Raw genomic sequence first — 13,036 nt, forward strand, 5'->3', positions numbered from 1 at the left:
GGCAAATCGGGCGATTGTAGCGAGTATGAATACAGGACAGGTGATTAATTAATCCATTGGCCATCACGCAATTTCTGGCGTCAATCGGCTGGCTTTATCTGGCTGTTTTCAACCACATCATGGACATCAAAATGTGCGGGGCTTGCGCAGATTTCCTGTGGGAGCGGGCTTGCCCGCGAAGGCGGTGTGTCAGTCACCGCATCTGCTACTGCACTAACGCTTTCGCAGGCAAGCCAGCTCCCCACAGGGTGCTGTGCTTGACTGACTGGCATTGGGGCAAGCCCACACATTTGATCTTGCTCCCACAGGATGCGCGGCGTATCCGGTTACTCCTTTTCGGCCAGGGAGGTCTGGCCATCCCAGCCTCCGCCCAATGCTGCGATCAACTGCACACTGGCCACCAGCCGCGACTGCAGCAAGGTCAATACCGTGCGCTCGTTGCTCAATGCCGTCGCCTGCACCGTGACCACATCCAGATAGGCAATCAACCCGGCCTTGTACTGGTTTTCGGTCAAGCGCAAGGATTCACGCGCGGCTTCCAGTGCTTCATTGCTGACCACCGCCTCATCGGCGAGCACCTTGAGCTGGACCATGTAGTTTTCCACCTCACGGAAACCGTCCAGTACGGTCTGGCGGTATTTGGCCACGGTCTCGTCATAGCTGGCCACGGTGCGGTCGACTTCCGCGGAGCGTTGGCCGCCATCGAACAGGGTCATCGCCAGTTTGGGCCCTACCGACCAGAAGCGGTTTGGCAGGCTGATCCAATCTTCATAGGTGCTGCTGGAGTAGCCCCCCGCCAAGCTCAAGGTCAGGTCGGGGTAATAGGCAGCCTTGGCCACGCCAATATTGGCGTTGGCGGCGATGACCGAGCGCTCGGCCGAGGCGATATCGGGGCGACGCTCCAGCAACTGGGACGGCAGGCTCACGGGTATCTGCGGCAGGGCCGGGATGTCTTTGCTCACCGCCAAGTTGAAGTTGGCTGGCGCCTCACCGATCAGTACGGCGATGGCGTTTTCCAATTGGGCACGCTGCCAGATCAGATCAATCAGGCTGGCCTGGGTGGTCTTGAGCTGGGTTTGCGCCTGGGCGATGGCATCCTTGCCAGCCACACCGGCACGGTATTGGTTTTCGGTCATTTTCAACGAACGCTGGTACGTGTCCAGCGTGGCTTGCAGCAGGCGCGTCTGTTCGTCCATGACGCGCAGTTGCAGGTAGCTCTGCACCAATTCCGATTGTTGGCTCAGGCGCATCGCGGCCAAGTCCGCGGAGCTCGCCTCGGCGCTGGCTTCGTTGGCCTCCAGGCCGCGGCGCAACTTGCCCCAGATATCGGCTTCCCAACTCACGCCCAACTGGGCGTTGAGGGTGTCGCGGATACCGCTGCTGGAACTGCTGAGGCTGGCACTGCTGCTGCCGGTGCCCTGGCTGGCGCGGGTCTTGCCGACGCTCAGGTCAACGCTGGGGTAAAAGGCCCCCCGTGAGCTGCGTACCAGCGCCTGTGCCTGGCGAAAACGCGCCTCGGCCTGGGCAACGGTCTGGTTGGACGTGTTAAGGCGCACCACCAGGTCATTGAGTTGTCGGTCACCGTACAGCTCCCACCAGGCGCCGCGGGCCAGGGAGTCGCTCGGGTTGGCCTGGCGCCAGCCCTGGGCCTCCTTGAACTGCACCGGCTCGATGACGTCCGGGCGTTTGTAGTCAGGGCCGATGGCGCAGGCGCTGAGCAACACACCACACATCATCACGGCCAATAACTTCATGCCATTGCCGGCAGCTTTATTGTGGCGAGGGAGCTTGCTCCCTCGCCACAGCAGGCCCGCAGCTACGAGGGATTGGGTTGAGTCGGTCATAGCGCAGTGTCCAGGGCAGCATCGGTACGCACGCCGCGCCAGGCGTTGAAGCGATGGCGCGCGCGGTCCAGGTAAAGGTAAACCACCGGGGTGGTGTAAAGGGTCAGGACCTGGCTGAACACCAGGCCGCCAATAATGGTCAGGCCCAACGGGTGGCGCATTTCCGCGCCATCACCACTGCCGAGCAGCAACGGCAAGGCACCGAGGATCGCGGCCAGGGTGGTCATCAGGATCGGCCGCAGGCGCAACAGGCAGGCGCTGCGGATCGACTCCAGCGGGCTCATGCCATCGTTGCGCTCCAATTGCAGCGCCAGGTCGATCATCAGGATCGCGTTCTTCTTCACCACGCCGATCAACAGGAACAAACCCAGCAGCGAGATCAGGCTGAATTCGCCCCCCAGCAGGTAGATCGCCAACAACGCACCGACACCGGCCGACGGCAGCGTAGACAGGATGGTCAGCGGATGAATGTAGCTTTCATACAAGATACCCAGCACCAGGTACACCGCCACCAGCGCGCCGAGAATCATGAACGGCTGGCCTTTCTGGGTCGCGGCGAACGCATCGGCAGTGCCGGCCATCTTGGCGATCACATCCTCGGGCAACCCGACTTTGGCAATCGCACGCTCGATGGCCGCCGTGCCCTGCTCCACCGTGACCCCGGGCGCCATGTCAAAGGCGATATTCTCCGAAGCGAACTGGCCTTCATGGCTGACGCGGTCGTCGGCCAGGCTGTTCTCATAGTGGGCAATGGTCGACAACGGCACCCGTGCGCCGTCGGCGGTGATCACCTGCATCTGGTTGAGGGTGATCGGGTCCTGGGCGTATTTGGGGTTGACCTCCATCACCACCTGGTACTGGTTGAGGCTGTCGTAAATGGTGGAAATCTGCCGTTGGCTGTAAGCGTTGTTGAGCACCGCGGTGACCATGTCCATGTCGATGCCCAGGCGCTTGGCCTGGTCGCGGTCGACAATCAACGTCACCTGGGCCGCGCCGCGGCCTTCGCGGGCGTCGATGGCGGTCAGCTCCGGCAACTCACGCATCGCCGCCACCACTTTCGGGTACCACAGGCGCAACGCGGCCAGGTCGCCACTTTGCAGGATGTAGGAATATTGCGCGCTGGTCTGGTCGCGGCCGCCCCCGAACTGCAGGTCCTGGTCGGCCATGAGGAACAAGCGCCCGCCCGGCACCAGCGGCACCTCCTTGCGCAGGCGCTCGATCACCGCCTGGGCGGAGATCTTGCGTTCGCCAAGCGGCTTGAGGCGCACCAGCATCACTGCGTTGTTAGTGCCTTGGTTGCCACCGATAAAGCCGGCCACACTGAGCACCGCCGGGTCCTTGAGCACCGCCTGGCGAAAAATCTCCATCTTCGGCTGCATGACGCTGAACGACAGGCCATCGTCACCGCGCACAAAACCGATCAACTGGCCGGTGTCCTGCTGGGGCATGAAGGTTTTGGGCACCACCACGTACAGCGCGATATTCACGCCCACGGTGACCAACAGGCTGAGCAAGGTCAGGCGCCGATGGCGCAGCACCCAATCCAGGCTGGTGGCGTAGCCGGCGACCATGCGCTCGTTGATCTTCTGGCTCCAGCGCTGCAAACCGGTCTGCCGGTCCTTCACATGCGGCTTCAACCAGCGGGCACACAGCATGGGTGTCAAGGTCAGCGAGACAATCAGCGAGACGATGATCGCCGCCGACAAGGTGATGGAAAACTCGCGGAACAGGTTGGTAACAATGCCGCCCATGAACAGGATCGACAGGAACACCGCCACCAGCGACACGTTCATCGACAGCAAGGTAAAGCCCACTTCCTGGGCGCCCAGGTAGGCGGCTTTCATCGGTGGCACGCCCTCGTCGATGTGCCGGGAAATGTTCTCCAGCACCACGATGGCATCGTCCACGACCAAACCGGTGGCGAGGATCAGCGCCATCAGCGAAAAGTTATTCAGCGAAAAGCCATACAGGTACATCACCGCAAAGGTGCCCACCAGCGACACCGGCACCGCCAGGGTCGGGATCAGCGAAGCACGGAAGTTACCCAAGAACAGGTACACCACCAGGATCACCAGCCCCACGGCAATCAGCAGGGTCATTTCCGCCTCATGCAGGGTGGCGGTGATCACTGGCGAGCGGTCCATGGCCAGGCTGAGCTTGACGCTGGACGGCAACACCGCCTGCAACGCCGGCAACTGCGCCTTGATCTGTCGCACGGTTTCGATGATGTTGGCGCCGGACTGGCGGTTGATCACCAGCAACACCGCCGAATCATTGTTGAAGAAACCGCTGTTGTAGCGGTCTTCCACCCCATCGGTGATCTTCGCCACGTCCTTGAGGCGCAGGGCCGCGCCATCCTGATAGCGAATCAGCAGGGGCTCATAGTCCTTGGCTTTCTCCAACTGATCGTTGGCCTGGATCTGCCAGTTGCGCTCGCTGTCTTCCAGGGAGCCTTTGGGCCGGCGCTGGTTGGCATTGGCGATGGTGTTGCGCACATCGTCCAGGGCGACGCCATACTGATCGAGGGCCTTGGGTTCCAGTTCGATGCGCACCGCCGGCAGCGAACTGCCGCCGATCTGCACTTCGCCCACACCCGGCACCTGGGACAGGCTCTGGGACAGAATGGTCGAGGCCAGGTCGTACAACTGGCCCTTCTGCAACACGTCGGAGGTCAGCGACAGCACCATGATCGGCGCCTGGGACGGGTTGATCTTCTTGTAGGTGGGCATGCTGCGCATGCCACTGGGCAGCAGGTTGCGCGACGCGTTGATGGCCGCCTGCACTTCCCGCGCCGCACCGTTGATATCGCGGTCGGAATCGAACGCCAGAATCACCCGGGTAGAGCCCTGGCTCGACGAACTGCTCATGGTGGTGATACCGGCAATCGCGCCGAATGAGCGCTCCAGCGGCGTGGCCACCGTAGACGCCATCACCTCGGGGCTGGCGCCGGGCAAGCTGGCCGACACCACGATCACCGGAAAGTCGATCTGCGGCAATGGCGACACCGGCAACAAATTGAAGCTGACGCCACCGAGCAACATGATCGCCAGGCTCAGCAGCATGGTCGCGACCGGCCGGCGGATGAAAGGTCCGGACAGGTTCATGGCTCAACCGGCTCCAGGCGTTGTGGCTCTTTGCGCCAGCGCCGGCCAAGACGATCGAAGTACAGGTAGATCACCGGCGTGGTGAACAGCGTCAACACCTGGCTCACCAGCAACCCGCCGACCATCACCAGGCCCAGGGGCTGGCGCAGTTCGGCGCCGGAGCCGCTCGCTAGCATCAGAGGCACCGCGCCGAACAAGGCAGCCAGGGTCGTCATCAGGATTGGCCGGAAGCGCAACAGCGCGGCCTGGTAGATCGCGGTTTGCGGGTCCAGGCCCTGGTTGCGTTCGGCGTCGAGGGCGAAGTCGATCATCATGATCGCGTTCTTTTTCACGATACCGATCAGCAGGATGATGCCGATGATCGCAATCATGCCCAGGTCATTGCCACTGAGCAGCAACGCCAGCAAGGCCCCCACCGCCGCCGACGGCAAGGTCGATAGGATAGTGATCGGGTGGATGTAGCTCTCATAGAGCACACCGAGCACGATGTACATGGTGACCACCGCCGCCAGGATCAACAGCAAGGTGCTCGACAACGAGGCTTCGAACGCCTGGGCCGCGCCCTGGAACTGGGTTTGCACGCCCACAGGCATGCCGATGTCCTTCTGGGTCTGGTTGATCAGTTCCACGCCTTTGCCCAGCGCTACGCCGGGCGCCAGGTTGAACGACATCATCACCGCCGGGAACTGGCCGATATGGGCAATTGCCAATTGCGCCTGGCGCTGTTCCACATGGGCCAGGCTCGACAGCCGTACCTGACCACCGTCAGTGGTTTTCACATGGATCTGGTTGAGGGCCGCCGGGCCGAGGGTTTCGCCGGACTGGGCCTGCAACACCACTCGATACTGGCTGGCCTGGGTGTAGATGGTGGAGATCTGGCGCTGGCCGAAGGCGTCATACAGCGCATCGGTGATGGTGGAGACACTTACGCCCAGGCGCGAGGCCGCGTCGCGGTCGATCACCAGGTACACCTGCAAGCCTTTGTCCTGCAGGTCACTGGCCACGTCGGTGAGTTCCGGCAACTGGCTGAGGGCGTGTACCAGCTTGCCGCTCCATAACGCCAACAACTCGGCGTCCGGGGAGGACATGCTGAACTGGTACTGGGTACGGCTGACCCGGTCCTCGATGGTGAGGTCCTGCACCGGTTGCATGAACAGGCGGATACCCACCAGCTTGTCGATCTGCGGTTGCAGGCGGGTGATGACCTCGGCTGCGCTCAAGTCGCGCTGGCCGTGAGCCTTGAGGTTGATGAGCAAGCGGCCGCTGTTGAGGGTGGCGTTATCGCCATCCACGCCAATGTAGGACGACAGGCTCTCGACCGCAGGGTCGGCGAGAATGATCTTCGCCAGTTCCTGCTGGCGCTGGCTCATGGCCGCAAAGGAAATCGACTGCGGCGCCTCGGAAATACCCTGGATCACCCCTGTGTCCTGCACCGGAAAAAAACCCTTGGGCACCACCAGGTACAGCACCACCGTAAGCCCCAGGGTGGCGATCGCCACCAGCAACGTCAGCGGCTGGTGCTTGAGCACCCATTGCAGCTTGCGGCCGTAAGCTTCGATCAACCAGTCAATCCAGGCGCCGCTGGCTTTGTAGAAGCGGCCCTGCTCTTCTTCCTTGGGTTCGCGCTTGAGCAGGCGCGCGCACATCATGGGCGTGAGTGTCAGCGACACTACCAGGGAAATCAGGATCGCCACTGCCAGGGTGATGGCGAACTCACGGAACAGCCGCCCGACCACGTCGGCCATGAACAGCAAAGGAATCAACACCGCGATCAACGACAGCGTCAGGGACACCAGGGTGAAACCGATCTGCTTGGCGCCCTTGAGCGCGGCCGCCATCGGCGTCTCGCCCTCCTCGATATAGCGCGAGATGTTCTCCAGCATCACGATGGCGTCGTCCACCACAAACCCGGTGGCGATGGTCAGGGCCATCAGCGTCAGGTTATTGATGGAGAATCCGGCCAGGTACATCACACCAAAGGTGCCCACCAGGGACAGCGGCACGGCGATGGACGGAATGATCGTGGCGCTGACTCGGCGCAGGAACAGGAACGTCACCATGACCACCAGGGCAATGGCGATCAGAAGCTCGTGTTGCACGTCTTTGACCGAAGCGCGGATGGTCTGGGTGCGGTCGGTGAGCACCGTCACGTCCAGGCCGGCCGGCAGGTTGTCGGTGATGCTCGGCAGCAGCGCCTTGATACGGTCTACCACCTCGATCACGTTGGCGCCCGGCTGGCGCTGGATATTGAGCAACACAGCCTGGTTCTCGTTGGCCCAGGCGGCGAGGCGCTCGTTTTCAGCGCCGTCGACGATCTGCGCGACATCCTTGAGCCGCAACGGAGCGCCATTGTTGTAGGCCAGGATCAGTTCGGCGTATTGCTCGGGCGAGACCAGTTGGTCGTTGGCGTCGAGCATCGAAACGCGGGTGGGGCCGTCAAAGTTACCTTTGGGCTGGTTGACGTTGGAGGCGGCGATCAGGGCGCGTACGTCCGAGAGGTTCAAGCCATTGGCCGCCAGGGCCTCGGGGTTGACCTTGATACGCACGGCCTGGCGCTGGCCACCGGCGATGCTGACCATGCCGACACCGCTGATCTGCGCGATTTTCTGCGCCATGCGTGTGTCGACCAAATCATTGAGCTTGGGCAGCAACATGGTCTTGGAGGTGATTGCCAGGGTCAGCACCGGGGTATCCGCCGGGTTGACCTTGTTGTACACCGGCGGCGCCGGCAGATCCTTGGGCAACAGGTTGGTGGCGGCGTTGATCGCGGCCTGCACCTGTTGCTCGGCAACGTCCATATTGATGTCGAGGTTGAAACGCAGGGTCAGCACCGAGGCGCCGCCGGAGCTGGTAGAGGCCATCTGGGTCAGCCCGGGCATCTGCCCGAACTGGCGCTCCAGCGGTGCGGTGACCGCGCTGGTCATCACATCGGGGCTGGCGCCGGGGTACAGGGTCATCACCCGGATAGTCGGGTAATCCACCTGGGGCAACGCCGACACCGGCAGCAGGCGGTACGAAATGATGCCGGCCAGGACAATGGCCAGCATGCTCAGCGTGGTGGCGACCGGGCGAAGGATGAACAGGCGCGACAGGTTCATGAACCGACCTTTTGCGCCTTGCCGGCGTCAGCCCCGGTCTCCCCTTTCGCTGCGGGCTTGCCTTGCAGGTGCTCGGTCGGCGTGGTCGGCACCTCGCTGCTGGCGTTGACTACTTCGATCTCGCTGCCGTCCTTGAGGCGGTCGGTGCCTTCCAGCACCACGCGGTCGCCAGCGACCAGGCCTTCCTTGATCACGGTGTTTTCACCATCGGTGTCACCTACCACCAAGGGCTGGACCTTGACCTTCTTGTCGCCGTCGAGCTTGTAGACAAAGGTGCCATTGTTGCCGAACTGGATCGCCGCAGATGGCGCCAGCACCACGTTCTTCAAGGTATCAGCCAGCAGGTGCACATTGACGAACTGGTTGGGGAACAGCGCCTGGTCCTTGTTATCGAAACGCGCCTTGAATTTCAGGGTGCCGGTGGTGACGTCAATCTGGTTGTCCAGGCTTTGCAGCACACCGACCGCCTGCTTTTTCACATCGCTACGGTCCCAGGCTTCCACTGGCAATTTGTTGCCAGCGTGGTAACGGGCCAGCACGGTTTCCAGGGTATTTTCCGGCAGGGTGAAGGCCACGCTGATTGGCTGGGTCTGGGTGATTACCGCCAGGGCGGTGGTGTCGTTGGCGGCGACGAGGTTGCCGACGTCAAGCTGGCGCAAACCGACCCGGCCGCTGATGGGCGCGCGGATTTTGGTGAACTCCAGGTTGAGCTTTGCGTCGTCCACCGCGCCCTGGTTGGTCTTGACCGTGCCCTGGTACTGCAATACCAGCGCTTCGGCGGTGTCCAGGGTTTGCTTGGCGATACTGTCCTGGGCGTATAGGTCGCGATAACGCTGTACATCGACCTGGGCGTTCTTCAACTGGGCCTGGTTCTGCAGCAAGGTGCCCTGGGCCTGGAGCAAGGCGTTCTGGTAGCTGCGCGGGTCGATTTCTGCCAGCAGGTCGCCGGCCTTGACCATTTGCCCTTCCTCGAAGGCGATCTTGACCAGCTCGCCGCCCACCCGGCTGCGCACATTAATGGTGTTCAGCGCCGTGACCGTACCCAGCGCCTTGTAGTACACCGGGAACTCACCCAGCACTGCAGGAGCCACGCGCACCGGCACTGGGCCAGTGGACCCGCCGAAGCCAGGGCGCGCCATGCCGGTTTTACCCGTGTGCCCGGCCGGAGCGTCTTTATGGGCCGCGCCGCTGGGCCAGAATTTCCAGCACAGGCTGGCGATAACCAGCAGCACGAGCAGGCCAAACAGCCAGCGGCGGGAGTTGCGGGGGGAGGATTGCATGGAGTGATCAACCATTGGGCGCGAGAGCTTCTACTTTGGGAGGCTGAAAGATAAGCACTGGGGGGCCTTAAGAAAAGCACCTTTACCGGCTATTTACCTTGGGCTTACAACTCTTAACTTCTGATCTTAGTCCACCGGCTATTTCGCTAAAACGCTGACGCTCAAATAAAAACGGCCTGGACTAGGCCAGGCCGCAATCATGCATCATACGTGTTACTGCCAAACGACAGTCATACGTAGAAACAGTTACTTCAACACAGCCAGGGCGGCGTCGTAGTTTGGCTCTTCAGCGATTTCCTTGACCAACTCGCTGTGCAGCACGTTGTCGTTTTCGTCCAGCACCACGACAGCGCGAGCGGTCAGGCCCTGCAGCGGGCCGTCAGCGATGGAAACACCATAGTCAACGGCGAAGTCGGCATTGCGGAAATCCGACAGGTTCTTAACGTTTTCCAGGCCTTCGGAGCCACAGAAACGCGCTTGGGCGAATGGCAGGTCGGAGGAGATGCACAGGACCACGGTGTTGGCCACATCGTTGGCCTGGGCATTGAACTTGCGCACGGAAGTGGCGCAGGTTGGGGTATCAACGCTTGGGAAGATGTTCAGCACTTTGCGCTTGCCGGCAAAGGTAGCCAGGGTGGCGTTGGACAGGTCGCCGGCGGTCAGGGTGAAGTCTGCAGCTTTGGCGCCGACTTTCGGCAGTTCGCCTTCAACCTGGACCGGGTTGCCTTTAAGGGTGACTTGAGCCATGAACGGAATCCTTATGCTGGTTTTTGGTTAAACAAATTCGAGAGGCGGAAGTTAACCACAAAGTGCCGACGCTACCTACCGCCAGACACAAATTGTCATGTGCTGAGGTTGTGGTTTAATTGCGCGCTTTTCGCCTGCCCTTCAAGGAAACCTTTGCCGATGAATCAGCCCGCCACCAAAGTCCTGGTCATTGGTTACGTCTGGCCGGAGCCCCGCTCCTCGGCCGCGGGCGGGCATATGATGCAAATCCTTGAGAGCTTTCTTACGCAAGGTTGGGACATTACCTTCAGCAGCCCGGCCACCATTGGCGAGCACAAGGCCGACTTGCCGGCACTCGGGATCGCCGAACGCACCATCGAACTGAATAACAGCAGTTTCGACGACTTTATTCGCGAACTGGCCCCGGATATCGTGCTGTTCGACCGTTTCATGATGGAGGAGCAATTCGGCTGGCGCGTAGAACAATGCTGCCCCGACGCCCTGCGCGTGCTGGAGACCTCCGACCTGCAAAGCCTGCGCGACGCCCGTCACCAGCGGCTCAAAGAGCAGGTGAAAGCCAAACCCGACAGCGACGACTTCAGCGCCCTGTTCGCGCCGGCGCTGGAAGACGAGTTCCAGCGCATGGCCGACACCGACCTGGCCAAACGCGAAATCGCCGCCATTTACCGCTGTGACATCAGCTTGATGATCTCCGACGTGGAAATCCGCCTGCTCACCGAACAGTTCAAGGTGCCTGCCGCCCTGCTCCACTGGTGCCCCTTGATGCTGCAACCGCCCACCGACGCATTTGCGCCCTTTGAAGACCGTGCGCATTTCATCAGCATCGGTAACTTCCGCCACGCGCCCAATTGGGATGCGGTGCTGTGGATGAAGCACCGCCTGTGGCCACTGATCCGCCAACAACTGCCAGGCGCCCAATTGCATATCTACGGCGCCTACACCCCACCCAAGGCCACCGCCCTGCACAATCAGGCCCAGGGTTTCCATGTAATGAACTGGGCCGAAGAGGCGCTGCAAGTCATGACCGCCGCGCGCATCTGCCTGGCACCGTTGCGCTTTGGCGCGGGCATCAAGGGCAAGTTGGTCGACGCCATGCTGTGCGGCACGCCCAGTGTCACGACCCCAATCGGCGCCGAGGCCATGGGCGATGACCAGCCCTGGCCCGGCGTGATTGCACAGGATGCCCCGGCCCTGGCTGCCGCTGCCGTGGCCCTTTATCAGGACCGTGAGCGCTGGACCCGGGCCCAGGAACACGGGCGCCAACTGCTGGCCCGGCGCTATGACCAGGACATCCACAGGCCCGCCTTGGTGGAATGCCTGGAACGCTGTCGCCGCGACCTCGCTGCCCATCGCCGGGACAACTTCACCGGCAGCATGCTGCGCCACCACGCGCATAAAAGTACCCAATACATGTCCCAGTGGATCGAGGCGAAAAACCGCACCCTATAAACACTGCCGCTGGCGAGGACGTGCGTGACGGGGCATTATCCCACGCAGCGATCACAATAAAGCGACGGCAGCATGACCCGAGCAACGCGCATTACTGACCCTTCCTACGAGTTGATGGACGACCACAACGGCCTGTCCATCATCTATCGCCAACACGGCTTCCCCTGCCCGCTGGTGCGCTGGCACTTCCACAAGGAATACGAGCTGCACCTGATCGTCGCCAGCTCCGGCAAGGTGTTTATCGGTGACTACATCGGCAACTTCTACCCCGAAAGCCTGTTCCTCACCGGCCCCAACCTGCCCCATAACTGGATCAGCCAGGTGGAAGAAGACGAAGTGGTGCCCAAGCGTGACATGCTGGTGAACTTCACCGATGACCTGTTCGAGAGCGGCAGCCATATTTTTGCTGAACTCAAGAACCTCGCACCTCTGCTGGAGCGCGCACAGTACGGCATCGAATTTCGCTGCAAAAAAACCATCACCCAGGCCATGACCTTGATGCAACACATCGAGGACGCCAAAGGCATGGCGCGCCTGGGGCAGTTTTTTATCTTGCTGGACGTGTTGAGCGTGTGCGAGGACTACCAATTGCTGTCCGGCGTAACCACGCCGCAATTGGCCGACGAGCACAGCATAGACCGCACCAACCGGGCAGTGGATTACATCTTTGCACATTACGCCCGCGAGCTGCCGCTGGAAGAAGTGGCGCAATACCTGGGGATGAAGCCGACGTATTTTTCCAGGGTGTTCAAACAAGCCACCGGGCGTACGTTCGTTGAGTTCGTCAATCGCCTGCGCATCAGCAAGTCCTGCGAGCTGCTGGCGGACGGTGATAAAGCCGTGACCGATGTGTGCTTCGAGTCCGGGTTCAACAATATCTCCAACTTCAACCGGCGCTTTCAGCAGCTCAAGGGGATGACGCCGTCACATTACCGGCGCCTGGCGGTGCAACGGTTGACTGAGCAGAACCTGGCTTGAGCAGGCATCCGTTCGTCTGAACTGGTAGATGTGACAGTTTCCTGCATCACGGCGATTGTTAACTCTGGCTCTGTGAATAGTCCATTGGAGCCCCGTCATGAAGAAAACACCCACCCCTCGTTCAATCAATGAGTTCAGCCGCTTTGAAATACCCGGAGAGACCTTCGGCTGGACCGGCGAAGGCCAGATACATATCGACAATTCCGACAAACAAAGTCGCTGGTTTTCGACATCGGTCAATAGAGACTGGGGCAAAGCGCTGACCGGGGCCGCCGACGTTGAAGTGGTCATCAGGCTGCGCGGCGAACAAGCCGGTGAAACACTCGTTGCCATACATCCGGAAGGAACAGGACGGCTCAACGACATATCAGTCGAAAAGCCAAGCCTTTATCGGTTCTACATCAGGTCCAAGGCGACCGGCGAGGTGTGGGTAAGCTTCAAATTTGACTCCAACCGAAAAATGGTGATCGAGAGCATCAGCGTGCTGGGGCCCGTTCGAAAAAAAACCGCTAAAGCACCCATACGCCCCTGACGGT

The 13,036-nt window shown here is 61.2% G+C and carries 8 protein-coding genes; 3 read left to right on the plus strand and 5 right to left on the minus strand.

Annotated features, from left to right (window positions below; translation table 11 throughout):
* Positions 1–326 precede the first annotated feature (326 nt).
* The 5 genes from GIV35_RS14265 to tpx form a co-directional block, all read right to left on the minus strand.
* Positions 327–1,844: an efflux transporter outer membrane subunit gene (locus GIV35_RS14265; RefSeq protein WP_223024370.1), complete on the minus strand. Its 1,518-nt coding sequence runs from the start codon at positions 1,842–1,844 to the stop codon at positions 327–329.
* Complete coding sequence (locus GIV35_RS14270; RefSeq protein WP_223024372.1) at positions 1,841–4,948, minus strand: efflux RND transporter permease subunit; 3,108 nt, start codon at positions 4,946–4,948, stop codon at positions 1,841–1,843. Before GIV35_RS14270 ends, GIV35_RS14265 begins: the two co-directional genes overlap by 4 nt.
* On the minus strand, positions 4,945–8,046 hold the full coding sequence (locus GIV35_RS14275; protein WP_014718694.1) for an MdtB/MuxB family multidrug efflux RND transporter permease subunit: 3,102 nt from the start codon (positions 8,044–8,046) through the stop codon (positions 4,945–4,947). Before GIV35_RS14275 ends, GIV35_RS14270 begins: the two co-directional genes overlap by 4 nt.
* On the minus strand, positions 8,043–9,341 hold the full coding sequence (locus GIV35_RS14280; RefSeq protein WP_236264422.1) for an MdtA/MuxA family multidrug efflux RND transporter periplasmic adaptor subunit: 1,299 nt from the start codon (positions 9,339–9,341) through the stop codon (positions 8,043–8,045). Before GIV35_RS14280 ends, GIV35_RS14275 begins: the two co-directional genes overlap by 4 nt.
* 231 nt (positions 9,342–9,572) lie before the next feature.
* Positions 9,573–10,073 carry a thiol peroxidase gene (tpx, locus tag GIV35_RS14285; protein WP_003190967.1) on the minus strand — a complete coding sequence of 167 codons (501 nt, stop codon included), beginning with the start codon at positions 10,071–10,073 and terminating at the stop codon, positions 9,573–9,575.
* Between the two features lie 159 nt (positions 10,074–10,232).
* Here tpx and GIV35_RS14290 point away from each other — a divergent pair, with 159 nt between their 5' ends.
* The 3 genes from GIV35_RS14290 to GIV35_RS14300 all read left to right on the plus strand — a co-directional run bounded on the left by GIV35_RS14290 (position 10,233) and on the right by GIV35_RS14300 (position 13,032).
* Entirely contained in the window at positions 10,233–11,522 is a 1,290-nt protein-coding gene (locus tag GIV35_RS14290) for a glycosyltransferase (RefSeq protein ID WP_236264423.1), read from the plus strand.
* A 72-nt stretch (positions 11,523–11,594) separates the two neighbouring features.
* Complete coding sequence (locus GIV35_RS14295) at positions 11,595–12,500, plus strand: AraC family transcriptional regulator (RefSeq protein ID WP_105226723.1); 906 nt, start codon at positions 11,595–11,597, stop codon at positions 12,498–12,500.
* 97 nt (positions 12,501–12,597) lie between these two features.
* The gene (locus GIV35_RS14300) at positions 12,598–13,032 is read left to right on the plus strand and encodes a hypothetical protein (RefSeq protein ID WP_105226722.1); all 435 of its coding nucleotides are present in this window, start codon (positions 12,598–12,600) and stop codon (positions 13,030–13,032) included.
* The last annotated feature ends 4 nt before the right edge of the window (positions 13,033–13,036 follow it).

Origin of the sequence: Pseudomonas sp. PA-1-6B, from assembly GCF_021609545.1 — a bacterium.
GTDB lineage: Bacteria > Pseudomonadota > Gammaproteobacteria > Pseudomonadales > Pseudomonadaceae > Aquipseudomonas > Aquipseudomonas fluorescens_BV.

Bases quoted from the DNA above. Each gene is read 5' to 3' on its own strand.
- GIV35_RS14265 (WP_223024370.1), bottom strand. From the start codon at position 1,844: ATGACCGACTCAACCCAATCCCTCGTAGCTGCGGGCCTGCTGTGGCGA.
- GIV35_RS14270 (WP_223024372.1), bottom strand. From the start codon at position 4,948: ATGAACCTGTCCGGACCTTTCATCCGCCGGCCGGTCGCGACCATGCTG.
- GIV35_RS14275 (WP_014718694.1), bottom strand. From the start codon at position 8,046: ATGAACCTGTCGCGCCTGTTCATCCTTCGCCCGGTCGCCACCACGCTG.
- GIV35_RS14280 (WP_236264422.1), bottom strand. From the start codon at position 9,341: ATGGTTGATCACTCCATGCAATCCTCCCCCCGCAACTCCCGCCGCTGG.
- tpx (WP_003190967.1), bottom strand. From the start codon at position 10,073: ATGGCTCAAGTCACCCTTAAAGGCAACCCGGTCCAGGTTGAAGGCGAA.
- GIV35_RS14290 (WP_236264423.1), top strand. From the start codon at position 10,233: ATGAATCAGCCCGCCACCAAAGTCCTGGTCATTGGTTACGTCTGGCCG.
- GIV35_RS14295 (WP_105226723.1), top strand. From the start codon at position 11,595: ATGACCCGAGCAACGCGCATTACTGACCCTTCCTACGAGTTGATGGAC.
- GIV35_RS14300 (WP_105226722.1), top strand. From the start codon at position 12,598: ATGAAGAAAACACCCACCCCTCGTTCAATCAATGAGTTCAGCCGCTTT.